A 26,087-nucleotide genomic window follows, 5' to 3' on the forward strand; every position below is an offset into this window, starting at 1 on the left:
AAACCATAACCCGCTCTACATGAATTATTATTTCACGAAAACCAATTTCAGCAGGAGGTTCAATAGCATATTGGGCTTATGATTATCCGTACGTTTTTGGCTTTTAGTTTGCTATTGAATATTAAAACAGCAGCAGCCAGCGCAAAGGACAAACCCGTTGTTCCGCCACAGACCTATCAATACCCGTTGAAGGTTAGCGCCGACGGAAAACATCTTACAGATCAAACGAATGTTCCGTTTCTGGTAGTGGCTGACGTGGCCTGGCAATTGCTCAGAAAGTTGGATTATCCGGAAGCCATTCAATATCTGGATATCCGAAAAGGTCAGTCGTTTAATACCGTTTTAGTGCACGTTTTACCCGCACTGCCAACACAGAAAAACTTCCAGAAGGTTACGCCTTTTCAGGGTGAAAATGATATTACAAATCCGAATAAAGCCTATTTTGATTATTTGGAAAAAGTGGTTTTAGCCGCCAAGGAACGTAATCTGGTTGTAGGACTGGTTGTTTCCCGTCAAAGCTGGAATGTCATTTTTGAGACACAGGGTGAAGAAGCATGCAAAAATTTTGGAGAATATATTGGAAAACGTTTTTCAAAATTGAATAACATTTTCTGGATTGTCAGTGAAGATGAAAATCAGAAAGATTTTCTCTCAAAAACGCTGACGGAAAGTTTGAAGAAAACCTCGGAAAATAAACTGGTTGCCTCACTTTCTACCTGTGCACCTCCCGATTCCCTGAAAAAAAATCATACGGACCTAAAAGTTTTTGTCCCGGATTCTACCGTTACAGATTCCGAATATGCAGCCTTATCAACGTGGCAAAAAAACATTGGCAAGTCAATGAAAAGTCCGTTTTTGATCGCCAATTCGGAATTTCCGATCAAAGATCAGTCCGCCCTGATTCGTAAACAGGCATATGAATCTTTGCTGAACTCTGCCGCCGGATTTTGCCATATGAGCACGATCAAGAACTTCAACCCGACCTGGAAAACAAATATTACCAAAGATGGCGGGGAATACATGAAATATCTTGTCAAGATACTTAAAGGACTTCCATGGGATTACCTGGAACCTGCGGCTTCCCTGAAACTTGTGCAGGACACAACGCAAAGTTCTGAAATTTCAATTTCTGCGCTAACCAACAAACGTATGGTTATGATGTATATTCCTACCTTCAGATCCTTTGTGATTGATTTATCTCAACTTACCGGAGAAGAATTTAACGCTGTTTGGTACAGTCCGCGTACCGGACGACGGTGGTCTGGCGGAGCTTTAAAAAGAACGGAACTGACAACCATCGAGCCGCCGGACCCACAGGCAGATTGGGACTGGATTTTACTTGTTGGTTCAAAAAACTAAATACTTAATAAGTGATCACAGGCTTGTTTTAGAGTATTAAACTTTTGTCATTCGCTTTATTATTATAATATTGACGTCCAAAATTGAATCAGAAAAAAACTATTGAGAAAATAATTGTGCAAAATAGTCGGGTACAATTATTTTCTTGATAGAATAGAATGACACAACAAGCAAGTGCACCCCGAATGAGCCTTTTGAGAAGAAAATTGAATTTTTGTATTGCCCTTATCCTTTTGTTTAGCGGAAAATCATTCGCTCAGCAGATACTTTGGGCAGATAAAATACTTGGATACTCCTCGGAATACAGGCAAGAAACTTACGGACAAGGATTTCGTTCTAAACAAATTTTGGGTGAGCCCAATAAATTACCTGATTTTGGAAATAGTTTTTGTGCATGGTCACCCGCTATGCCCGACGGTAGAAATGAGGAATGGATTAAAGTGGGGTTTGAAAAGCCAATTGTGTTAAAGCAGGTTGCTGTGGCAGAAAACTTTAATCCAGGATCTGTTACAAGAGTTTATGCTTATGATGAAACCGGCAAAGAATTCCTGATTTATGACGAAAAAGCCGGACCAATTCTCCCCAAAGGCCGCATGCTTAGGATTTTCCCGAAGCAGGAAAATTTAATCACCAATGCTATTAAAATTATTTTAGACCCGATCAAGGTCGCAGGTTTCAACCAGATCGACGCCATTGGTATTTCAACAGGTACAGAACCTATCGAAGCAATGATAAATGTTGCTCCGGGCATCTTGAAAGACGAAAAAAAGGAAAATCTCGGGCAAGCAATTAATAGCAAAGGACAAGAAATCAATCCCATCATATCCGCAGACGGAAGGACATTATATTTTACCAGAGCAGAATATGAGGAAAACATCGGCTCGCCCAATAAACAGGATGCCTGGGTTTCAACATTAGATAAGAACAACAACTGGACAACGTCCGTTAATCTGGGGCCTCCTGTTAATACCGCAGGTGATAATGCGATCGTTGGCATATCCGCAGATGCAAAAACGCTTTACCTGATTAATGTTTACCTGCCTGGTGGCAGTCTAATCAATGGATTGTCAAGATCATTTCACACAAAAAGCGGATGGAGTTTCCCAAAAGAAATGAAAATCCAAAACTTTTATAACTACGATGATTTCTCCGGTTATGCAGTTTCTCCCCATGGCAATGTGATTATCATGTCGGTGCAACGCAAAGATTCTGAGGGAAAAAAGGATCTTTACGTTTCATTTATTCAAAGCGATGATACATGGTCGGAACCAAAGAATATGGGAACGGTACTAAATAGTGCAAGCGATGAAAATTCACCGTTTCTTGGACTTGACAATAAAACATTATACTTCGCATCTTCAGGAAGAAGCGGTTATGGCGGCGGTGATATATTTTTATCCCGGAGATTGGACGATACCTGGCTAAACTGGTCTAAACCTGAAAATCTTGGACCAACAATAAATACAGCAAAACAAGATTCTTATTTCAACATTCCTGCTGCCGGTGATTATGGCTACTTTGTTTCTGCTGATAACACGTTGGGGAAAGACGATATTTTCCGGATTAAACTTACGCCTTCCATAAAACCTGATCCGGTTGCGACAGTATCGGGGGCTGTATTTGAATTTGAAACAACTACGCCAGTCAAAGCTGAAATTGTTGCTAAAATCCTAAAAACCGGGGAGGTATTTAGTAAGACCAGTTACGACGGAGAAACGGGTGAGTTCAAATTAATTTTACCGTTGAAGGAAACGTATACCATCATTGCAGAACAAAAGGGGTATTTCTCTTCCAGCGAAGATGTTGATTTTATAGATGAAACAGGTTTTAGGACAATTAAAAAAAATCTATATCTGCAACCGATAAAACCCGGACAGCAAATAAGACTGGCTAACAATATGTTCACACAAAGTAGCTCTACGATAACCGAAACTTCCTTTCAGGAGCTTGAACGTATTGTAGGGGTTATGAATGAAAATCCTGAAATGGAAATTTTGCTGGAAGGACATACTGATAACCAGGGAGACACCAAGAAAAATGTAAAACTTTCGGAAGACCGTGTCTTGGAAGTTAAAAAGTATCTGGTTAACAAAGGTATCGGGTCATCCAGAATACAAACCAAAGCATGGGGGCCGGCAAAACCGATTGCCAGTAACCTCACAGAAGCAACCCGTCAGAAAAACCGGCGCGTTGAGTTTACCATCCTAAAAATGTAAAAGTGCCTAATCAAAGGAAATTTCCTTAATTTCGCGGCTTTAACTTCCCACAATCAAAACATGGTGCACACATACAAGAAGGAAAGTTTACAAACCTGGATCACACTTGCCGTTATTCTCGTCATCGGCATCGCCCTCAGACTTTATCACCTGGATTCTTACAGTATCTTTTTTGATGAAAAAAGTACGATGGTTGTCAGCCAGGGAATTGTATTGGAAGGTGCGAATCAGAAGGAAGTTTTTTCAACAAAAAAAGTCACCATTCCTGAATTCTGGAAAACCCCACCACTGAGTTATAAACCATCGCCAGTTTTACGTTCTTTTACTTATACTGAAACCTTTTCACCTCGTTCCTTCACGCCGGCAGATTTTTGGGCACCTAAATCTTTGGCAGATTATTACGAAGCAATGACCCGGAGCGATATCGGAAATAGCTCATTTTACTACTTGCTGCTGCATATCTGGATGGAAATCTGTGGAATTTCCGACTTTTCTGCCAGACTATTTTCAGTAGTTTTCAGTGTGCTGATCATCGGATTTACCTATCTTTTTGGTAAACGCTTTTTCTCAATAAATACGGGATTAATTGCAGCCGGTATTGTCGCCATTGAACCTTTTTTTATTGCTTATAGCCATCAAGCCCGAAATTATTCTCTTACCTTTTTCCTGACACTTCTTTCAACGTATTTCTTTTTACAAATCATTGAAGGCAGTAAAGGAAATAAAAATAATATCTGGCTCTATTTGGGTTATATTTTAGCCGCCGGACTTGGACTTCTCTCTCATTTCCTGACCATTACAGTATTACTGGTTCATGGATTATATGCGCTTTTCTTTTTAAGATCCGTTAGTGGATGGATAAAAATGGCAATTTCTGCCGTGGCAGCTTTATCCGGCGTTACATGGTGGCTTTTGTATGGAGGAGGCAAATATACTTTTTACACTCTGGGTTATCAGGCCGATCTTTACAGAAGAATGGCTGAAACGAAACCTGGGAATAATCCATTCGGGGTCGTTCCGGCGACAATTATAAATGTTTACAATAAAGCATTACCTATGTTTTCCGATCTCGTTATTTTCACAAATGGAATGGCAGAATCGCTGGTTGGAAAACGTAATTTCCTGATTTCTCTCCTGGTAGGAATTCTATTGATTGCCTGGTATCGGTTAAAAGACAAAATAAAACTACACGAATTCATCGTTCCACGCATTCCCTACGTCATCGTTCTGTTGAGTGCTTTGGTGTACACCAGCAATAAAATTCAGTTTTGCGTACTTTCAGTTGTGATTTTTGCTTTATCATTTCTTTATGATATTTATAAAGATGCCGACAAATTGCAGCGTCAAAGAATGGTATTGCTTTACATGATGGCCTTGATCCCAACATTGTTCCTGATCGTAATGGCTTTTAAAGGTGGACATACCAGTGGGATTCAGCAACGTTATTCAGGATTCTCCTTTCCCTATGTAATTATTCTGATCAGTTTATTGCTTCAATATATATCAGAAATCAGAGCAGAATTTAAATATCTGATTTTCGTTTTCCTTGCCATTCAATTCTATTTTGTAGGACAACGATTGAAAGAATTTTATGAAGATCGCTCTGTGAAATACGGCGGATTTGCCAATCCCCGCGTTGCAAACCCCTATGAAAAAGCTGCTTATAAAATTCAGGAGCTATATCAAAAAGGTGACACTATTTTGTATCCCGCTTTCAAACTCCAGATTTTATCAGAAATGGATCGCACCTTCCTTCCCTATTCAATCCAGGATGCGCAGCTTACAAATTTATACCTCCCAAAAAGTTTAAATTATATTCAGTCAATGGATACAACCCAGGTTGACAGAATATTAATTAAGCGAAATATTCAAAAAGATACGCTGGAAATCATCAACTTAAAAGGTATTCGATACGGATCAGAATAACAGAAGTGACTTCTCCGGGCAAAACCGTCAAATAAGATTTTGTATATTGCGCACATAATAATACAATTTTGCTCGTTACTTTGTATTTGATTTCATCGCAAACATCGACATTCAAACTGCCATGACAGTAAATGAAATAATAAATGAACCAAGGCAGATCAGCGGTGAATTACGGTTGAAAATCCTTGGACTTTATCATCAGGCAAACGCCGGGCACATTGGCTGCTCACTAAGCTGCATTGACCTGATGATCGCTATTCTGTTTTTAAACAAATCCGAAGAAGATACTTTTATTTTATCAAAAGGACACGCAGCAGCAGCGCTTTATGCTTGTCTGAATGTTCTTGGCGAAATTTCTGATGAAGAACTTTCCACCTTTTATCAGGACGGAACAACACTTCCCGCCCACCCTGCTCCGGGTCAATACAAAGGAATTCCTTTTGCCACCGGATCACTTGGGCACGGCCTGCCGATTGCAACCGGAATTGCCCATGCAGCCAAAGTAAGTGATGAAGAAAGCTACGCTTTTGCTTTGCTTTCTGATGGAGAAACCAACGAAGGAACAACCTGGGAGGCGGCGCATTATGCCATTGCCAATCAGCTGGATAACCTTTTTATGTTTGTGGATAAAAACGGAATTCAGGGTTTTGGTTTTACCGATAAAGTATTAGGTGAAACGGCTTCTCCTGAAAAATGGCGTGCCATCGGATTTGAAACCGTAGAAGTGGATGGTCATGATATTTATGCTATTCACAAAGTAATACAAGAATTAAAAACCCATAAGAACGGACTTCCAAAAGCCATTATCGCCAACACGGTAAAAGGTAAGGGTGTGTCTTATATGGAAAATAAAATGGAGTGGCACTATCTTCCGATGAGTGAAGAACAATATCGACAGGCCAGTCTGGAAGTAACGGAACGCTATATTAATGAACTTACCAATGCTTGATTCTTTACCGCATTACCGCGATAAAATAGAACAACTGAAAGGACCGATTTTCATATTTGGAGCCAGTGGTTTTATCGGTGCAAATCTTTTTAATGATATTTTTAAAATCAGAAAAGACTGTTACGCACTGACCCATGATGCAACCAAGGCATGGCGGTTAAAATTATTAAATGTTCCGTTTGAAAATATTATTCACTGCGATATCCTTTCGGACAACTCTGTTCGTGAAGTTTTTGAAAAATATAAACCGCAAACGCTTTTTAATCTTGCCGCTTACGGTGCTTACAGCAAACAAAGCAGTGTAAATCTTACCTATGAAACGAATGTTATAGGTACGGCCAACATTCTGCAAAATTGTTCAAAAGAAACGGTTTACATTCATGCAGGAAGCAGTTCAGAATATGGTTTTAATTGTACTGCTCCAAAAGAAACGGATCGTGTACAGCCGAATAGCCATTATGCAGTTTCCAAAGTTTCAGCGGCTTATTTATTAGAATATTATGCAAAAGTTCTGGATTTAAAAACGCTTAATCTTCGTCTTTATTCCATTTACGGCTATTGGGAGGAGCCCGACAGACTTATTCCAAAACTGATTGAAAGCGTCAGAAACGGCGAACTTCCTTCGCTGGTTTCACCAGATATTAGTCGCGATTTTGTTTTTATTGAAGATTGCGTCGAGGCATTTTTAGATGCAGCGCTTAACATAACCAGTGCAACCGCAGGAAGGTCTTACAATATCGCCACGGGCAGAAAAACCACGATTGGTGATCTTGTTGAAACTTCCCGTAAAACTTTTGGTATTGCACAAGAACCAAAATGGGGAAGTATGTCAAACCGGAAATGGGATTTGGCAGAATGGTATGGTGATCCGGATGCTTTTGAAACCGATTTTGGCTGGAAAGCAAAAACTTCTCTGGAAGACGGGTTGGCAAAAACAAAAAACTGGCAGGATGTTCTTAATTATGAAGATTCGATCCTTCCGGCTTTCCTTAATCCGAAATTAAATCCGGTTATTACTGCGATCATTGCGTGTTATAAAGATGCACAGGCAATTCCATTCATGTATGAAAGAATTGTAAAAACCTGTAATGACTTAAAAGTACGTTATGAAATTATTTTTGTTAACGACAGCTCGCCTGATAATCAGGAAGAAGTGATTAACAAAATTTGTGATAAAGATCCGAACGTGGTTGGCATCAGTCACTCCCGAAATTTCGGTTCACAGTCTGCTTTTTTGAGTGGAATGGAAATCGCTACGGGCGATTGTGTGGTTTTGATGGATGGGGATTTGCAGGATCCACCTGAAATTATTCCAGCATTTTACGAGAAATGGATGGAAGGATATGACGTGGTTTACGGTGTCCGTGTGCAGCGTGAAATGAAGCCGCATATTCACTTTTTCTACAAAACATTTTATAAAATCTTCCAAAGTCTTAGTTACATCCCGATTCCCCGTGATGCCGGCGATTTCTCCATGATCGACAGAAAAGTGGTGAAAGAACTGGTAGATTTGCCAGAAACGGAACAATTTCTTCGCGGATTGCGCGCCTGGGTTGGTTTCAAACAAACGGGAGTTCCCTATGTGCGACCAGAACGTATGTTTGGTGTCTCCACAAATAACTGGACGAAAAATATCTGGTGGGCGAAAAAAGCAATTTTCTCATTCAGTTTTGCTCCGTTGGAATTGATGAGTTATGCTGGTTTTACACTGACTGGACTATCAATTTTAGGAATTATATGGCAAATTCTGGCGAAACTATTTTTCTTCCCGGAAACGCCACAAGGCATTAGCACCGTTATTGTACTGATCGTATTCTTTGGCGGACTTACCATTCTGGGGATTTCGTTTTTGGGAGAATATATTACCAAGATTTTTGAAGAGACAAAAAAACGGCCAAAATATATTCGTACACGTATCAGACGAGGTTCAAAATCGTATAAAACTGCGGACGAAATCAGGACATTGGTTAAACAGTTAAGAAAATGAGAAAAGAATTTGCAGCCACCATGTTACAACTGGCAACGGAAGACGACTCTATCGTTTTCATCACCGGTGATCTTGGATATGCCGCACTGGAAACTTTACAGGGCAAGCTGGGAAAAAGATTTATAAATGCAGGTGTCGCCGAACAGAATATGGTTGGTGTGGCAGCTGGTTTTGCACATAAAGGATATAAAGTTTTTTGTTACAGCATCGCTCCTTTCATCGTTTACCGTTGTCTGGAACAATTCCGTAATGACGTTTGCTTTCATAATCTTCCCGTTTTTCTGGTTGGAAATGGCGGTGGATACGGTTATGGAATTATGGGCAGCAGCCATCATACGCTGGAAGATATCGCCTGCCTGAGTGGTTTGCAAAACGCAAATGTCTGGGTTCCCGCTTTTGCTGATGAAGTTGAACCTGTGATCAGACAAATCGTTTCAGAATCCCGCCCTGCTTATTTGCGTCTGGGTTTTGGTAAAAATGCCCCGGAAAATTCTTATTCTTCCGGTTCATTCAAAGTTATTCATCAGGGAGATGCTCCTGAAATCACCATTTTTGCACTTGGTCCAATTGCTAATAATGTAATGTCCGCTTTGGAGCAATCCAATGAACTGGCGTCGAAAGTGAATGTGATCAATGCATTGCATTTTCCATTGGAACTTACGAACGATATCGTCAATCTTATCGAAAAAGCACCGGCAATTTTGGTGGCTGAAGAACACGTAGGAACGGGTGGATTGGCACAACAGCTTTCGGTTCAGCTTTTGGAAAGAGGCGTAAAAATGAGCTCGTTCAAAAGTTTGAAAGCAGAAGGATATCCAAACCGGTTATACGGAAGCCAGGCCTATCACCAGAAGCTTTCTGAACTGGATCCGGCTTCACTTACCGCGCATATTCATCAATTAATTATTCCTGCATGAGCAAGGGGGCTTTAACGCTACTGGTAAGCCTGATCATTTTTATTCCCATAGGAGTTTATTTTTATGTGTGGGATTACTATGCCATCAATATTCCAAAATGGGATGACCATGCGTTAAAAGCGTTTATTGTAGAATATGCACATGCCGGAACCTGGCAGGGAAAATTCAAAGCCATTTTCAAACAGCATAACGAACACCGCATCGCACTGGACCGGTTTTTTACCTGGCTTGATTTCTCAACTTTTGGTAAATTGAATTACCGGCATCTGATGCTGATCGGAAATCTGTTATTGCTTGGGGTAATTCCGCTCTGGTACGTTCTTCTGAAAAATAACAAAAAGCCATTATTCGCGCTTGTACCCATTTCCTTCATCTGGCTTACCCTTGCCTTTTGGGAAAATATGTACTGGGGAATGGCTGCCATTCAGAATTTTGGCGTGATCACTTTGCTGCTTTGGACACTTTATTTATGCGTTCATCCCAAGCCATTTTTGTTCGTTTTATCTTTGATCCTGGCTCTTCTTACCATTTCAACAAGTGGGAATGGATTGTTAGTTTTCCCGGTTGGTGCGGTAATGCTTTTCCTTTCCGGCGACCGTAAACGTTTGGCGGCCTGGTGTTTTTTAAGTTTAACAGGAATTCTTGCTTACTTCTGGACTTACACGAAACCGGAATCCAATCCGGCTTCCAAGGCATCGCTTTTTCAGCTGGTAAAAGGATATATGGCTTTTCTGGGTTGTTTTGCAGAATCAATTCCGGTAAAAGATCATTTTGGTGCCTGCGTTTTTATGGGGATTTTCTTGTTCCTGGTTGCTATATCCATTGCTTCCGCCACTCTTTTCAGGATTTCAACAAAAAAATATTCTGTCAAATTTGAAAAAATTACGGATCTGTTTTGCCTTGGAACAATCCTGTTCATTTTGGGAACGGCTGTAATCGTGGTATACAGCCGTGCAGGTTTTGGATTAGAGTTTTTGATTACCAGTCGGTATAAAATATATTCTGTATTGCTTTTAATGGTTGCTTATTTGTACGTTGTCATTCCAATTCGTGGCAGTTTTTTATCACCGTACATCACTGCAATCGTTTTTCTGGCCATCACGTTCAATGTTTTCAGTTACCACTATCACCTGGTCGATGCATTTAATCTGCGTAAGGATTTGACGACCAGCCAATTCAACTGGACTTACACTAACAAAGATTTAAAGGCTCCGGCTGATACTTCTTTTGCTGCCAACATTGTTGAAAAGACACCAATATTTTACGAAAAATGGCTGCCTCTAATTAGCATTGCAGACAGGCAAGGTTATGCAGGAAATTCTCGCGCATTAACAGAATTGTATGCTGGAACTTCCTTTGAGAAAACTTCAAAATCATTGCTGGTAAAAAATACAGGCTTTACAAGCCAACGCCTTCAGGACAGCGGGATTTATATTTTATTAAGTTCAGAAAAACGTTTTTATGTTTTTCCAACCCATAGAAGTCGTAATAATAACAGGAAAGAATTGTTTCTTAAACAATATTACTTCGCGCCAGGATTTCACGCTGATATTCCTTTTTCTTCTCTGGAAAAGGGAAATTATAAAGTAGCTATTATTCGTCAGCAGGGTGATGAAACAGGAATTTTGTTTAAAACTGACAACATTTCGGTGGAGAACGTTACAAAAGATAAAGTAAAAGTAAACTGGTAAACATGCACGCAACTGCAAAGGGACATATCATTCAATTGGACGGAATCCGCTTTATAGCAGTTGCCCTCGTACTTATTGACCATTTTTTTTCAGCAGTAAATATAATTCCTTACGGAAAACTGGGTGTTACTATTTTCTTCGTGCTAAGCGGATTTTTGATTTCAAGAATCTTACTTAAAAGCAAAGAACATTACGTAACCGAACCTGATGGTTTTAAGAAATACATCCGTAAATTTTTGATCCGCAGAACGATCCGGATTTTCCCGATTTACTATCTTTTGCTCGCTATATTATTCATTTTGAACGTCCCGCCGGTTCGTGAAAAATTTTTATGGCTGGCACTTTATGGTACCAACATTTACATCGGAGTTTACCAAACCTGGCTTGGATCATGCGACCATTTATGGTCACTTGCAGTGGAAGAACAGGTTTATTTATTCTTCCCGTTTCTGATATTTTTTGTTTCGAGGAAAAATCTGGTTCCCTGGCTTGCCTTCATGGGTGTCGTGGGCGTATTGCTTCGGTTCTATTTTTATTTTTCGGGAAAAGACTGGAGTGTTTCTTATGTGACGATGCCCGCTTGTCTTGATTCTTTTGCATTTGGCGGATTAATGGCCTGGTTACAGCTTTATAAGAAAGATATTTTCCTGAAACTTTTTGATAAAACCTGGCCGGTTTTGTTGGGGCTTTTAGGCTGGATTTTAATGCAATACTGGAATAAAAGTTTCGGAGAAATTCATAACATCGTTGATGTCGTATTTGATCGTCTGGTTTCTTCCATTTTTAGCTTTTTCCTGATTGGACGCGCAGTAACCGGTTATGGCGGTGCAATGAAATATTTTCTTGAAAACCCTGTCAGCGTGTATTTAGGAAAAATAAGTTATGGTATTTATCTGTATCACAATTTCATTTATAACCATTACCACAGCGGCCCTAACCACCCGACGGTCAGGTTAATTCATAAAATTTACCAGCATTTTCCTGTTCTGGAAGGCAATTTAACTTTTGAAGCGTGTCTGTTTTCTTTATTAACTGTAATCGTTGCATCCATATCCTGGTATTGCTTCGAAAAACCAATTAATTCGCTAAAAGATCGTTACGCTTAGTCAATAAAAAATATCCAATTTTCGGTTACAGTCTTTTTTCCTTAATTTTGCATTAACATACCAAATAAATTTCTGCATGACGTTCCTTCTTAGTATAGTAATGCCGGCATACAATGAACAAGATTGTATCGAAAAAGTAGTACACAACTGGACAAGTTTCCTGAAAAATAAATTCCCGAACGACAATACGACACTGATTGTCATCAATGACGGTTCCAAGGATAATACAAAAATACTTTTGGACAAACTTGAAAAAGAAGTAACCAATCTTACTGTTGTCAACCAGAAAAACGGTGGCCACGGCAACGCAGTTGTAAATGGTTACAATAAAGCTCTGGAATTAAATTCACAATATATATTCCAGACTGACAGCGATGATCAATTCGTTTCAGATGATTTTGACAAGCTTTGGGAGAAAAGACATCAGTCTGATTTTATACTTGGATATCGTGAAGTTCGTCATGATGCCGGCGTTCGTTTATTCATTACCAAGTTCCTGAGAAGCACCATTTCGTTTGTTTATGGAACCTATATTCTTGACAGCAACATTCCTTTCAGATTGATAAAAGGAACGTTTCTTCAAAAATTGATGAACCAGCTTCCTAACCCGGAACCTTTTGCCCCTAATATTTTCCTTTCGGTTATGGCAAAAAAATCCGGTCAGCAAACATTCGATATTCCAATTACACATAAAGACCGCGAAACCGGAGAAGTGTCCATCGTAAAATGGAACCTTTGGAAGGTTTGTATACGCAGTTTTAAAGAATTGCTACGCTTCCGTCTGGAACTGAACCAGCACGTAAAAGCGATCCGTGCTTAACAAAAGGAGAAACAGCTCATATTGAGTATTTTTATAGTTAAAAATAACACAGTTTCCCGGAAGTTTTTTGCCTGAAACTGCTTACTCATTAAGCCCGTGTCGAAAAAACGAATCATTACTATCCTGCTGGCCATCATTCTGGTTCCGGCAGGATATTTTCTATACAAATCATTTCGCGGCTCTTCGGCTGCGTGGAAGTATATTCCTTCCAACGCCGTTGTTGTCATCACGAGCGAACATTTACAGGATTCTGTATATGAAGCTACGGATGCCAATCTTGATCTGAAAAGACTTCCCCTTCTGGACATTGCCAGTGATAATTTGTCACTGCTAAATCTTTTGTCTCCGGATCAGAAAAAATTAAATGCTTTTCTTAAAGGAAAGGACATTTCCTATTCCTATCACCCACGTACCAACACCGAATGGGGCGTGATCATGTACATTCCCGTTGAGGAAGAAAAAGATTCGAAATGGCTGGAAAACCCGCATCATGACAATATCCGGGTGATGCACCATACTTTCCAGGACAACAGGATCACGGACATCAATGACACACATTCCCGACCTTTATTCTCTTATGTAATTAAGGATAAGTTTCTGATTTTAAGCTATTATGGTGATTTGATTGAAGATGTGGTACGTACTTCTTCCCTTCATATTCCTAGTTCCAACCTAAAATCCACGTTTTCAAAAAGTGATGATTCCAATTATGGAACGAGTTTATATTTGAAAAATGAAGCCTGGAAATCTATCATACCGACCAATAACCAGAGCAGCAATTTTGCAGAATTTGCAAGGGCATTTCCAAATTACCAGGATTTTCATGTTGAAAAAACGGAAGGCGAAAATAAACTCCTGATGATTTCCGCTGGTACTGATTCACCAGATTATTATATTACCGATTGGTTAAAAAACAGTTCCGGATTCCCTTTTAAAGGTCATAAACATATCTCTCAGCAAACATCTTATTTTTACAGATTTGGTGTAAAAGACAAACCTGCATTTCAAAAACAGTTTTTAAAATGGCATAAAAAACTAAAATCTGAAGCCTGGGAAAAGCTGGTTTATCATATTGGAAATGAAAGTAACCTGCTTTTGGACAACCTGGGTTCAGAGCTAATCCTTTGTCAGCTGGAAGAAAATAACAGTATCAGTGACGGAAAGATAATTCTTGCCGAATTTTCAAACTACGATAAATTACGGCCTGTTCTAAAAAAACTGGCAAGGCTTTCTACCCCTGAATCCAATGTTTCAACAGATCAGTTTCAGGGATATGATATTTATTCCGTAGCAATTCCTGAATTACCAGCAGGTATTTACGGTCCTATGTTTTCCGGATTTCCACGTACCTATATTACGTATGTCGCGCCATATCTGGTGATGAGCAACAATTCGCAGGTATTGCAAAATTATATTGTTGATTATGAGAATCAGCTAACCTGGAAACAATCGGCGGAATATGACAGCGTTTTAACAAGCAGCAAATCAGATGCTCAGTTATCCCTGGTTGTAAATTTGAGAAAAGCACAATCACGTGGAGAAGGCTCTGATACAAAATCATATACAGATCTGACTTCCAAAATCGAATCTGTCATTCTTCAATGCCGTTATGATGGTGGTGACGCGTATCCTGAGATTACGCTTAATCCAAAGAAACGGCAGACCGCTAATAAAGTGCTCAACCGTACTTTCCTGAACATTGATATTGAATGGCCGATTTTATACGATTCCTCATTAACAGCTTTGCAAAACCCTATCGACGGAAGTTCAGAAGTTTTGCTAACGGACAAAGACAATAATCTGCTCCGGGTTAATAATTTAAAAACAGGAAAAACAGAAACGGTAACAAAATTAAATGGCCCGATCGTCACCTCAGCTTACAAAGTTGACTTCCTGAATATTGGAAGACAGCAACGGATCCTTGCGACTTCGAGCGCAGTATACGCCATTGATGAAGATGATTCTACCCATGTAATTACCAGTTTTTCCAAAGTTTTGCCTTCCGATTCCAGAATTACGGCGCTTAATATGATTGACGGCGGGGAAGATGGCAGTAACCGTTTTATCATTACGGATGCTTACGGTGAGCTTTACATTTGGGAAAGTGTAACAAAAGCAATTAGGAAACTGAACCGGTCCACGCATTTTGATAAAATTCAGGGACCTATTATTGCTTTGAACCAGATTGGAAACCGGAATTATATTGTAACCCAGAAAAACGGCAAAATCTTCCTTTTAAAAACCACAGGAGCCATAAAGGACGGATTCCCTGCGGATATTCTGGCCCGAACGGAAAGTCCGTTTACCTGGACGCAAAATCCTGCAACCGGCCAGTCGGAGCTAGTTGGGATAAGTGTTTATGGCGCGTTGACCAGGATTAGTATGGATGGGAAAATAACTTCACAAACACAGTTATTACGTCCGGAGCCATCTTGCCAATTTAAAACATTGTTTGACCGAAATTCTTTGGACTGGATCTTGGTCCGAACTTCTACTAACAAAGCGGCATTCCTGACAAAAGAAGGAAAGGAGCTTTTTGAGATTAAAAATCTGCTGCCAAATTCTACGATCCAATACCATTTCTTTGGCGTAGACAACCGATTTATCACGATCCGGTCCGGAAATTATACGACGATATTTGACATGACCGGAAAACGTTTAGGCGATAAACCGATTCCTTCCGAAATGAAAGTACAGTTAACCTATCTTCCATCTTACTACAAATTACTGATTTTCAGTCGCTCTGAAAAGAAAGTACAGGTTTGGTCGATTAAGCTGCGTTAATTATGAAATATTTGAAATACATTTTTTTAATACTTTTTTCCTTTGTTTGGCTTGTTGGGTTAAGTCCTGCATTAAAAACAAAACTGGATGAGTCAAATCTGACCAAGGACAGTTATCGTTTTGGAGATTTGTACCGTTTATCCAATTTGCCTCAGTTTAAAGATCCTGTTAAAAAGTGTCCTAAGCAGATTTTTGTTGAGAAAAATAAGGGCTCAAAAAAAATCCATTTGTACATCATTGGCGACAGTTTTACTGAAAAAGAACGTATTGAAAAAGAAGATTTTGCGGTAGATCAATATCAATATGTGCACTGGGATAATATTCTGCATTTAAAAACGGATACTTCAGCAGTCAACATTCTTTTGTTGGAAAGTGTTGAAAGACATTTTCGTGAAAAGATGATTTCGCCCATTCATAATTTAATTGCTGATTCAAAAACCTATGTTTCAAAAGGGCCAGAAGCTTCGTTTATGAATAAGCTTGACCTCGCGTTTTCATCTGATGGAACCGAGGGAAGACTGGATGCCGTCTTTTTTCAAAACGATATTTTATTGAAATTAAAGGAAATGAAAGCGGCATTTACTTACCACTTATTTCATAGAGCGGATAAAAAAGTTACGCTGGTCAATAACGATAAAAGTTTAGTTTATTACCTGGATACGGATACTCCGGCCATTACTTCGTCGTTTACTGATCTGGAAGATTCAGAAGTAGATTCAATTGTTAATAATATTTCAAAAAGTAAAGAGCTCGCTCAGAAACTTGGTTTTGATCACGTCATTTTATCTGTTATTCCTAACAAAGTGTCTGTCTTAATGCCGGAATATGGTAACTATAATCATCTGATCAGCAGAGTTTATTCCAATCCAAAACTTGATATTCCTTACGTTGATGTGCTTGCCGATTTTCGAAAAATGAAGGAAAAAGCATATCTCCGAGGTGATTCGCATTGGACTTGCCAGGCTCAGGATATTTGGCTGCACAAAACGAATACACTTATTAAAAAGATAACTCAGGAAAATATTTGATTCCTGTGTTACCTTTCTTTCATATTATCGCATCTTCAACATTGTCAATCTTACCAGTCAATTTTCCAACCGTAAGGCCTTGTACAATAATTGAAAACAGAACTACAAAATAAGTAATTGCCAGAAGCAGGTTCTTGTTCAGATCATTGTCAATCGACAACGCCAGTGCAATCGAAACGCCGCCTCGCAAGCCTCCCCAAACCAGAATAATAATGGATTGTTTGCCAAAACGTTTACGGAAAGGAATAATCCTCACCGGGATATAAATCGAAATAAAACGGGCAAATAAAACGACGGCAATTGTGATTGCTCCTATCCAGCCATATTGTTTCAGATCCGGGATGAGCAATAATTCAAAACCAATGATCAGGAATAAAAGCGCATTGAGGATTTCATCAATAAGCTCCCAGAATTTGTCAAGATAATCTTGCTCCGTCGCTGTAATATTTCCCAGATTTTTCCCATAATTACCAATCATCAATCCGGCAGCAACCATCGCTAGCGGTCCAGACATATGCATAGCTTCCGCCGCCAAATGCCCACCCATAACAATCGCGAGCGTGATCAGCACGTGGACATTATAACCATCCACTTTATTATTGGCGTGCGAACCGATGAATCCCAGCACCACACCCAATAATATTCCTCCCAGTGCTTCCTTTGCCAAAAGCGTTGATATACCAACAAAAGATGTATTAACCTCCTCTCCTCGCGCCAGTGCGAGCATAATAATAAAAACCACAACAGCCATTCCATCATTAAAAAGTGATTCGCCGGCAATTTTAGTTTCTAATGATTTGGGTACACCAGCCTGTTTCAAAATTCCTAAAACGGCAATCGGGTCTGTTGGAGAAATCAGTGCACCAAAAACGAGACATTGAATAAACGGAATTCCTAACCCAAGCCAGGGAAGGATTTCATACATCATAAAACCAATCACAAAAGTGGAAATCACAACGCTTACCGTTGAGAAAACCATGACCGGTATCCGCTGTTCCTTCAAATCTTCCAAATGTATATGAATCGCACCCGCGAAAAGTAAAAAATTAAGCATCGCGCCCATTAAAATTTCAGTCAGATCGATGCTGTTCAACAACGTTGTTACCCTGTCAAATGTGTGGGGAAATATATTATCAGTGGCAAGCAAACCCAAAGAAACCAGAAGAGCAATGACCATTACACCGATTGAAGCCGGCAATTTTAGAAAACGTGCATTGATATAGGCAAAGACCGCAGATATGACAATTAGTACAGAAAACGAATAGTATAACTCCATGAAAATATTTTTTAGACTGGCTAAAATAAAAAATTAATAGCAGCCATAAAAATTTTGAAGGTTCTATTAACGAACTCTAAGTGTATTCTAATAATTGGAAAAAGTCAAATTCAACATGGTTTTGGACAAATTCTTTGTTAGAAAATCTGCCGTTAAATAAGAACAAGCATATATTCAGCGACATTAATTAATATATTTACTATACATTCAAAGACGACTATGATCACACTTCGCCAAGTATTCATAAAAACTGCAACAAGTATCAAAAGCATTATTTTTGTCATTTTGGCTGTGCTTATGATTGGTCCGGTAAGTGCGCAGACAACAGTTTTAAAACTTGGTTTTGACAAAGCAGAATATATCGAATTGATAAGGATGCACGCCAGGCTTTATGATACCACCAAAAATAAAATACCTTATCCAGTTCATTTTAAATCGGTATATAATTCTCCGACCGTGGGCATGGAAAATCGCTGGGATTTGTGGAGTAGTAAAAAATCTGCGGTGGCGGTAATCAATCTGAGAGGAACGACAACGAATCCGGTCAGCTGGCTTGAAAATTTTTATGCGGCGATGGTGCCTGCGTCCGGTTTATGTAAAAACTTCTGATTATGTGCGGATTGGCCCCACCATTACCCTACTCGGCGATGATGCTTACTACAAGGTATTCCCGGATTCGAAAACCAATATATTCGCTCACCATCTTTTAGAACCCTATTTGTATCTTATCGATCAATATAAATATTAGATTTGCGCATAAATTATTTATAATGGCAAAGACTAAAAACACAAAATCGTCAGCAAAATCCAAATTTTCCGGTGTTGACAAAATGTTAGACACCGCAGGCTGGTTTGGTTTAATCGTATTGGGATTGATAACCGGCTTCACCTATTTCCGTTCGCCGGACATTATCCCGCTTCATTTTAATGTGGTAGGACATGCCGATGGTTTTGGCAAAAAGATTATGATTTTCGCAGTATTTGCGATCGCCGCAGCTATTTTCATGTGTATTACCCTATCAATCAAATTTGTTTTCAATCCGTCAAAAGCAACCTTAGTACCAAATAAAAATTTCGATTTCGCTATCAGGACGATACGCTTTATCAGACTAATTGCTATGATCGGATTTATCTACATTCTGGTCGTTACCAATCTTGTTGTTGATGGGCATGTAAAAGGTTTGGGGTCTTTGTTTCTTCCAATTGTAATGGTTTCGCTGTTATTCCCTATTGCTTTTTATTTCAAAAGAACCTTGTCTCCAAGAAATAAAAGATAAATCACTAACGCTGGCACAGTTTTCCTTACTTTCTTTTTGAGATACTTAATCTTGAATCTGACGTCTCAGCCTTTGGGATTGAATGTTATATCAAAATGAAAATTCAATAAATAGATTATGGAAGCCAAGAATAAATTTGCAGTAGAAATTTCGTCTTTTACATCAATAAAAGAAATTCCGGGTTCTTGGAAAAATAGCGATTACAAGGCATTGCTTGAAAAAATGGATTATGCTAATCCAGATGAAATTAGCGAAGCGGAATTAAAAGAAATGTGTTTCATGTCCATTACAGACTATGAACCATCCGAGGCCGCGAAACTTGTTTTGGAATATTTGATTGAAGACGAACTGACGGATGGTCAGATAGAAAATCTTTCGCATCAGATGCTTACAGAAAAATTGTGGGAAGAAAATCCAAAACTTGACCTGCATATCAGTTTTTTCAAAGCAACGCAGTTATTGTTTGATGCTTACAACGGAAAATTCCCAAGAACAGAAGCAGTTCAATTCAAGATAAAACTTACCGCTGAAAATACTGAAAGTTTGGTGATTTTTGAAGAAAACCCGGAAGCTCCGATTGTAAGGATTTTGGCGCAGGGTATGTCGGATCACAATCTGGTAAACCGTCTTTTTGGCGATCAACTAGAAGGAACCACTTTTGAAGAAGCCAAAAATATTCTTTGGGAGCTTAAAACTGTTGAAAAGAAAACAAATGAAATAACATTTGATATTGTAAGTTCGGCTTATTGGTTAGACGATATTAAATATGCGGATAATTATGAAGCTACCTCACATCCCGACATATTAGTACCGGAAGAGGAATAATTTGCCAAATAATAGTAAAGTAAAATTGCATATCGACAGTCTTATCTGTAAAATTGTCGATATGCAATTTTTTTAAAAACTATTATGCAAAAAACACTCCTGGCAGTACTGCTATTTTTTTCCACAGCAGCCATTGCTCAATACCAGACACATTTTGAAAAGAGTGGTGAAAAGGAAACACCAACGTATGACGAAGGCATCACTTTTTACAAACTTTTAGCCAAAAACTTCCCTCAAATCCAGATCACAGAAAAAGGTCTTACCGACAGTGGAAAACCTTTAAGTCTGGTACTTTATTCCAAAAATAAAATCTTCGATATTAAAAAATTAAAGGCGCAGGGTAAAGCGATTTACATGATCAACAACGCCATTCACCCAGGTGAATCTGACGGAGTTGATGCTTCCATGCTTTTACTGCGTGACATCGCGCTTCATCCCGAAAAATTTCCAGAACTGGATAGCATCGTTTTGGCTATTATTCCTTTTTATAATATTGGCGGCGCGCTTAACCGTAATAGTACAACGCGTACAAACCAGGACGGACCGGTAGAATATGGTTTTCGTGGAAACGCACGGGATTACGATCTGAACCGCGATTTCATCAAAAATGATACCCGAAATGCTAAAAGTTTTGCTGCTATATTTCACGAACTGGATCCTGATCTTTTCGCAGATACACACGTTAGCAATGGCGCGGACTATCAGTATGTGATGACGCTGGATTATGCCCAACAGGATAAATTAGGAGGTTCTTTGGGGAAATTTCAAAGAGAAACTTTCCTTCCTTTTATGTACAAATATCTAAAAGAAGCAGGATATGAAGCAACGCCTTATGTGAATTCCTGGGGACAAACGCCGGATAAAGGTTTTGTTCAGTTCCCTGACTGGCCGAGATATTCAACCGGATATGCCGCGCTTTTTCATACGCTTGGAGTCATGACGGAAACGCATATGCTGAAATCATATGAGAAACGGGTGAAAGCTACTTATGCTTATCTGCATGGAAATCTGAAAGTTTTGGCTCAGTACAGAAAATCAGTTTTACAAATGCGGACAGAGACCAAAGAAGCTGTAAAAACACAGGAAAAATTCGCTATAACCTGGCAGAATAATAAAGCAAAATTCACGGAAATTGATTTCAAAGGTTTTACTCCGGAATATTACCCTAGTAAAGTAAGCGGTAAAGACCGTCTGCATTACGACCGCACAAAACCTTTGAATGTGAAGGTGCCTTTTTATGACACGTACGAACCGCTGGATATTGTTGAAAAACCAACGGCATACATTATTCCGCAAGGCTGGTTTAATGTGATCGATCTTTTAAAACTGAATCAGGTACAAATGACGCAGATTGAAAAAGATGAAGAACGGGAAGTTGAAGTGTATTATATCCAAAGCTATGATGCGCCGAAACAGCCTTTTGAAGGACATTACTGGCACACAAATACGGAACTTCGCACGGAAAAGAAAAAAGTAAAATTCAGTAAAGGAGACTGGTATATCCCGGTAAACCAATGGACAAACCGTTACATTATTGAAACGCTTGAACCTAAGGCGGTGGATTCCTTTTTTAAATGGAATTTCTTTGATACAATTCTTCAGGCGAAAGAAGGATATTCAAGTTATGTTTTTGAAGATCTGGCAACAGATATTTTAAGCAAATCACCGGAATTGCAAAAGTCGCTGGAAGACAAAAGAAAATCGGACGAAACTTTTTCCAAAAGCGGAGACGCGCAGCTACGATTTATTTATGAAAATTCCCCATACCGGGAAAAGGAATATTTAAGATATCCGGTTTTTCGGGTAATGGGTAAATAGAAATCTAAATCAATAAAAAGAAAATCGCCGTGTAATTTCTGTCTATCAAAAACGGATATTACAAGGCGATTTTTTTATTTCCAAAGACTTATAAAGAATTATCAGATCAATAATTTTACTTCACTTTCGCAAAATCAGTAGCCATAGCATTGATCGAGGCATCCGAAAGATGTTCCGATGCAACTACAAGACGATAACGGAAGGTTGTAGATTCTCCTTTTTTCAATTTAAAATTCAAAACTTCTTTTCCATCACTGAAAGCTTTCTGGCCTAATGGGTTTACAGCAAATAAACCGTAACCTCTTGCATGGAAATAAGCAGGATATCCAACATTTTTTGGGTGATCAATGATGGCGATACTAATATCTTCATCCTTGATTTTACCTGTCAGATTACACCAAACTGCTCTTTTAGCCCAAACATCTTCACCGGTAACGCCATTACTATTTTTGTAATTTCCAGTGATTCCTTCATTGTTTAACGTTGGAACTTTGGTTGCAATTCCGCTGGCATCTGTAAAAATTTCAGGCTTTGTAGAAGGCAATTCCAGTTCTCTTGCTACACGAATAGCAAACATTCCGTCTTTCACATCCGGCATGGCAGCGTCTATCACGGCTGTCAAAGTTGTTAAACGATCAACGGTTCTGGTAGTACCTTTTCCTGAAAATATGTAAGTAGTTTTTTCCTGTAAAGTCAGTTTTCCATCTCTGTCAACCCAGTCAGCAGTAACGGTCAGTTCACCTTTGTCTTTTCCACTTTTCATGGAAGTTATCCCGGTGTGTTTAATCGTTCCGTAAGCATGTTTCACGTGATCCACCGCGTTACTGTTATTCCAGTAATCATTGTCGTTTACATTCTCATAATTCAGCCAAATTCCAACATGATGCGGATGATCGATACGTTCACCCGGACGTGGATCCAATGGCCAGCCGCGGGTTACCAAAGTACCTTTTGCCGTCATCACCGGATATAAAACCGCTTTTTTCAAAACGTCTTCACCAGGGTAGAAATAAGAAGTGAATGGTTTCCCATCAATATTTACTTCCACCTTTTTTTCTTTTTTATTATCGACCAGGTCAACTTTTTGTGCCTGAACCAAACCGGTCACCGCCAAAGAAAAAGCAGCAATCGCAATACTGATATATCTAAACTTCACGTGGATATCTTTTAAGGGGTTAAACGCAGAGTTAGGGGAGTTTTGCGCAGAGTTTCGCAGAGGTATTTGTATTTAAAAAATCAGAAAACTCTGTGTAACTCCGTGTAAACCTCTCCTACCTCTGCGTTTAAACATATAAATTAACTTAGGACGATGTCACTTTTCTTTGGATCCCAGGCCACTTTTTTACCTGTATGCAAAGCTTGTGTTGACATAATATTGGCTACCGAGTGGTTGAAACCTGCACGTGCCGGTGCATTTGGCTGCTTGCGGCTGCGTACGCATTCCATCCAGTTGCGCATGTGAAGTGATGTCATCGGATCAGATCCTGTATTAGCATCCGTTGAAATTTTTTCACCTGTTTTCAAAGACTGATCCGGAAGCAGATTCGCTTTCATGCCCATGGCAGCTGCATCTTTTTCTTTCAAGCCACCTTCGGAAGTGATCTTATTGGTATCCAAATTGATCATACCGCCATTTGAGTAATAATATTCTTTCACATCACCCGCTGCCTGGTGCATACGTGCGGAATAAATTACCTGGAATCCTTTATCCGGATTATCAAACGGACCATAGTCAAAAGTTGCCGAGAAAGTATCTGCATTGACACGACCATCTTTCCAAACATAAACGCCGCCGTTTGCTACAACGCTACGTGGCGCTTCCAATCCTGAAAACCAGTGAACGGTATCAATCTGGTGCGACATCCATTGTCCTGGCAAACCTGACGAATATGGATAGAATAAACGGAACTCGAGATAATGACGTGGATTCCATTCTGTTTTTGGGCGGTTCAAAAGGAAACGATCCCAGTCTGTATCTTCTTTTCTGATTTGGGAAACCAATTCAGCGCGTCTCCATCTGCCCGGTTGGTTCACATTCCAGGTCATTTCAACCATGGAAATATCACCAAATTTACCCGATTTGATAAAATCATTGGCAGCATGATAGTTCGGTGCACTGCGGCGCTGCGAGCCCACCTGAACAATTTGCTTGGAAGCCTCCACCGTCTTTAGTGCAAGTTTTCCATCAGCCAAAGATTCAGCAAAAGGTTTTTCAACATATACATCACGACCGGATTTTACAGCTTCAACGCAATGCAGCGCATGCTGGAAATCGGCGGTACTGATGATTACGGCATCCACGTCTTTGCGTGCAAGCAATTCTTCGTTATTACGTGCTTTAAAAAATTCACTGGCCGACCAGCCTTTTCCTTTTATAAATTTTTCAGCTTCGTCTCTGCGGCGGTTCCAGATGTCCGAAACGCCCATGAATTCAAAATTCATTTCCTTGGAATGTTCAGCGAAACTTGGTGCCAGCGAGCTCCGGAAACGATCCGAGAATCCGATAATTCCTACACGCACACGGTCATTGGCTCCCAAAATCCGGCGATAGCTTGATGCGTTCACTGAATTGATACTAATAGCGGCTCCGGCAGTTACCAAAGCTGTTTTTTTGATAAAATCTCTTCTGGTAGTCATAATTATGAATGAAATTTTGAAAGACTAATTTTATTTACTCAACACCTTCACTTTCAGGCTACGGAAAGAAACATTATCTCCATGATCCTGTAAAAGCAGATATCCTTTTTCGGAAAGGCCGAAACCTTCAAATCCTTTGAACTTTGATTGTGCGACTAAATCCTTAAAAGATTGAGATCCGCGAACATACTCGACAACCTTGTGATTATTTAAAAAATGCTGAACCGTACCGTCCGGGTTTACTACAATACGACCCAGATTCCACTCTCCGATTTTTTTGATCGCGTTGTAGGATTTTTCAGAGGTAATAAGATCATAAAGCGAACCAATGGTTCTGTTTCCGTTTTTGCCCATTTTTGCATCCGGATGTTTTTCATCATCGAGCACCTGAAATTCAAGTCCGACACCGGATTTCCCGTTGGCATTAAACTTTTTATCAACAAAATATTTCACCCCGCTATTTGCGCCTTCTGTTAATTTAAATTGAAACTGAAATTCAAAAGCCGGGCCGTAAAGTTCTTTGGTAATGATATCGTTTCCGGTTTCAGAACCGTCCGATTTTGAGATTGTAATCGTGCCGTCGTTATAATTCCAGCGTTTTGATGGAAAATCCGGACCTGCATAGGAAGTCCATTGGTCAACCGATTTTCCGTCATAGAGCAGTTTCCATCCCTGTGCTTTTTCTGCTTCTGCAAGCGTATTTGGAATAAGATTTACGATACGGATATTCGTTTTTGGACTTGGTTTAAGATTCGTTGTTTTGATGCGAACATTTTTCCAACTCACCTGAGTACCTTCCAGGCTTTTGTCTTTATTACCGATCGCATGAACCTGTAAGCAAATAAATCCGCTTGGAGTCATGTCATCCACAACATCTGTAACAGGAATTCCATTGACAAAAGTACGGATCGAATTTCCGATTGCTTCGATACGATATTTATTCCAGGCATCTTTTTTGAAAGCCTTTTTTCCTTCCGGATTTATATCCAGAGAATATAACCAGCCGCGGCGTGCTTCATCATAAAGTCCGCCTGACCATGCGCGGTCGCTTGGATCAATTTCAACCTGATAGCCATGTACACGTCCGTTTTGATAATCTGGTGTTGAAAGACTTCTGATCTGAATTCCGGAGTTAAGTTTATTATCAACTTTGACATCACATTCGAATATAAAATCACCGTAGTTTTTTTCAGTTGTCAGGAAAGAATTTGGCGTATCCATAACCGAGGTTCCTACAATAGCGCCATCTTTTACTTCATATTTCGCTTTTCCATTTAATTGTTTCCAACCGGTGAGGTCTTTTCCATTGAACAGATCCTGCCAGCCATCTTTCGTTTTTTGTGCATTTGCGGTTGAAAATGATAAGATTAATACTAAAAACGCAATGTGTACTTTATAGATTTTCATATTTCATTATCGCCAAAATGGCTGTTTGTTAAGTATAACTGTGACTGGTTATATACAAAGGAAA

The 26,087-nt window shown here is 39.5% G+C and carries 19 protein-coding genes; 15 read left to right on the forward strand and 4 right to left on the reverse strand.

Going from position 1 to position 26,087, the window contains the following annotated elements; all coding sequences use genetic code 11:
- Positions 1 to 78: 78 nt before the first annotated feature.
- The 11 genes from FZF08_RS01325 (at position 79) to FZF08_RS01375 (ending at position 16,783) form a co-directional block, all read left to right on the forward strand.
- The gene (locus FZF08_RS01325; RefSeq protein ID WP_159466817.1) at positions 79 to 1,359 is read left to right on the forward strand and encodes a DUF4038 domain-containing protein; all 1,281 of its coding nucleotides are present in this window, start codon (positions 79 to 81) and stop codon (positions 1,357 to 1,359) included.
- A gap of 158 nt (positions 1,360 to 1,517) precedes the next feature.
- Positions 1,518 to 3,575, forward strand: a complete 2,058-nt coding sequence (locus FZF08_RS01330; protein ID WP_229216377.1) for an OmpA family protein — start codon at positions 1,518 to 1,520, stop codon at positions 3,573 to 3,575.
- Positions 3,576 to 3,635: 60 nt separating this feature from the next.
- A complete protein-coding gene (locus FZF08_RS01335) occupies positions 3,636 to 5,501 on the forward strand; it encodes a glycosyltransferase family 39 protein (RefSeq protein WP_159466818.1) in 1,866 nt (621 codons plus the stop codon).
- 121 nt (positions 5,502 to 5,622) lie between these two features.
- The gene (locus FZF08_RS01340; protein WP_159466819.1) at positions 5,623 to 6,450 is read left to right on the forward strand and encodes a transketolase; all 828 of its coding nucleotides are present in this window, start codon (positions 5,623 to 5,625) and stop codon (positions 6,448 to 6,450) included.
- Positions 6,443 to 8,437, forward strand: coding sequence for an NAD-dependent epimerase/dehydratase family protein (locus FZF08_RS01345; protein WP_159466820.1), 1,995 nt, complete (start codon positions 6,443 to 6,445; stop codon positions 8,435 to 8,437). The genes FZF08_RS01340 and FZF08_RS01345 overlap by 8 nt, the downstream gene beginning before the upstream one ends.
- On the forward strand, positions 8,434 to 9,354 hold the full coding sequence (locus FZF08_RS01350; RefSeq protein WP_159466821.1) for a transketolase family protein: 921 nt from the start codon (positions 8,434 to 8,436) through the stop codon (positions 9,352 to 9,354). The genes FZF08_RS01345 and FZF08_RS01350 overlap by 4 nt, the downstream gene beginning before the upstream one ends.
- The gene (locus tag FZF08_RS01355) at positions 9,351 to 11,045 is read left to right on the forward strand and encodes a hypothetical protein (protein ID WP_159466822.1); all 1,695 of its coding nucleotides are present in this window, start codon (positions 9,351 to 9,353) and stop codon (positions 11,043 to 11,045) included. The genes FZF08_RS01350 and FZF08_RS01355 overlap by 4 nt, the downstream gene beginning before the upstream one ends.
- A gap of 2 nt (positions 11,046 to 11,047) precedes the next feature.
- Positions 11,048 to 12,151: an acyltransferase gene (locus FZF08_RS01360; protein WP_159466823.1), complete on the forward strand. Its 1,104-nt coding sequence runs from the start codon at positions 11,048 to 11,050 to the stop codon at positions 12,149 to 12,151.
- Between the two features lie 76 nt (positions 12,152 to 12,227).
- On the forward strand, positions 12,228 to 12,971 hold the full coding sequence (locus tag FZF08_RS01365) for a glycosyltransferase family 2 protein (protein ID WP_159466824.1): 744 nt from the start codon (positions 12,228 to 12,230) through the stop codon (positions 12,969 to 12,971).
- 96 nt (positions 12,972 to 13,067) lie between these two features.
- A complete protein-coding gene (locus FZF08_RS01370; protein ID WP_159466825.1) occupies positions 13,068 to 15,755 on the forward strand; it encodes a hypothetical protein in 2,688 nt (895 codons plus the stop codon).
- Positions 15,756 to 15,757: 2 nt separating this feature from the next.
- A complete protein-coding gene (locus FZF08_RS01375; protein ID WP_159466826.1) occupies positions 15,758 to 16,783 on the forward strand; it encodes a hypothetical protein in 1,026 nt (341 codons plus the stop codon).
- Between the two features lie 19 nt (positions 16,784 to 16,802).
- On the opposite strand, the gene FZF08_RS01380 is transcribed toward FZF08_RS01375, so the two are convergent.
- Entirely contained in the window at positions 16,803 to 18,059 is a 1,257-nt protein-coding gene (locus tag FZF08_RS01380; RefSeq protein ID WP_159466827.1) for a sodium:proton antiporter, read from the reverse strand.
- 219 nt (positions 18,060 to 18,278) lie between these two features.
- Here FZF08_RS01380 and FZF08_RS01385 point away from each other — a divergent pair, with 219 nt between their 5' ends.
- From FZF08_RS01385 to FZF08_RS01400, 4 genes are all read left to right on the forward strand, one after another.
- Positions 18,279 to 18,668: a hypothetical protein gene (locus tag FZF08_RS01385; protein ID WP_200837007.1), complete on the forward strand. Its 390-nt coding sequence runs from the start codon at positions 18,279 to 18,281 to the stop codon at positions 18,666 to 18,668.
- Positions 18,669 to 18,829: 161 nt separating this feature from the next.
- Entirely contained in the window at positions 18,830 to 19,336 is a 507-nt protein-coding gene (locus FZF08_RS01390; protein ID WP_159466828.1) for a DUF1648 domain-containing protein, read from the forward strand.
- Positions 19,337 to 19,453: 117 nt separating this feature from the next.
- Positions 19,454 to 20,161, forward strand: coding sequence for a hypothetical protein (locus FZF08_RS01395; RefSeq protein WP_159466829.1), 708 nt, complete (start codon positions 19,454 to 19,456; stop codon positions 20,159 to 20,161).
- Positions 20,162 to 20,245: 84 nt separating this feature from the next.
- Positions 20,246 to 21,979, forward strand: a complete 1,734-nt coding sequence (locus FZF08_RS01400) for a M14 family metallopeptidase (RefSeq protein WP_159466830.1) — start codon at positions 20,246 to 20,248, stop codon at positions 21,977 to 21,979.
- A gap of 115 nt (positions 21,980 to 22,094) precedes the next feature.
- Here the strand turns inward: FZF08_RS01400 and FZF08_RS01405 are convergent, their stop codons facing one another.
- The 3 genes from FZF08_RS01405 to FZF08_RS01415 all read right to left on the reverse strand — a co-directional run bounded on the left by FZF08_RS01405 (position 22,095) and on the right by FZF08_RS01415 (position 26,023).
- Entirely contained in the window at positions 22,095 to 23,135 is a 1,041-nt protein-coding gene (locus FZF08_RS01405) for a PmoA family protein (RefSeq protein WP_409012626.1), read from the reverse strand.
- 140 nt (positions 23,136 to 23,275) lie between these two features.
- The gene (locus FZF08_RS01410) at positions 23,276 to 24,616 is read right to left on the reverse strand and encodes a Gfo/Idh/MocA family protein (protein ID WP_159466831.1); all 1,341 of its coding nucleotides are present in this window, start codon (positions 24,614 to 24,616) and stop codon (positions 23,276 to 23,278) included.
- Positions 24,617 to 24,646: 30 nt separating this feature from the next.
- Positions 24,647 to 26,023 carry a DUF1080 domain-containing protein gene (locus tag FZF08_RS01415; RefSeq protein WP_159466832.1) on the reverse strand — a complete coding sequence of 459 codons (1,377 nt, stop codon included), beginning with the start codon at positions 26,021 to 26,023 and terminating at the stop codon, positions 24,647 to 24,649.
- Positions 26,024 to 26,087: the final 64 nt, after the last annotated feature.

Origin of the sequence: Dyadobacter sp. 3J3, assembly GCF_009801115.1 — a bacterium.
Classification (GTDB): Bacteria; Bacteroidota; Bacteroidia; order Cytophagales; family Spirosomataceae; genus Dyadobacter.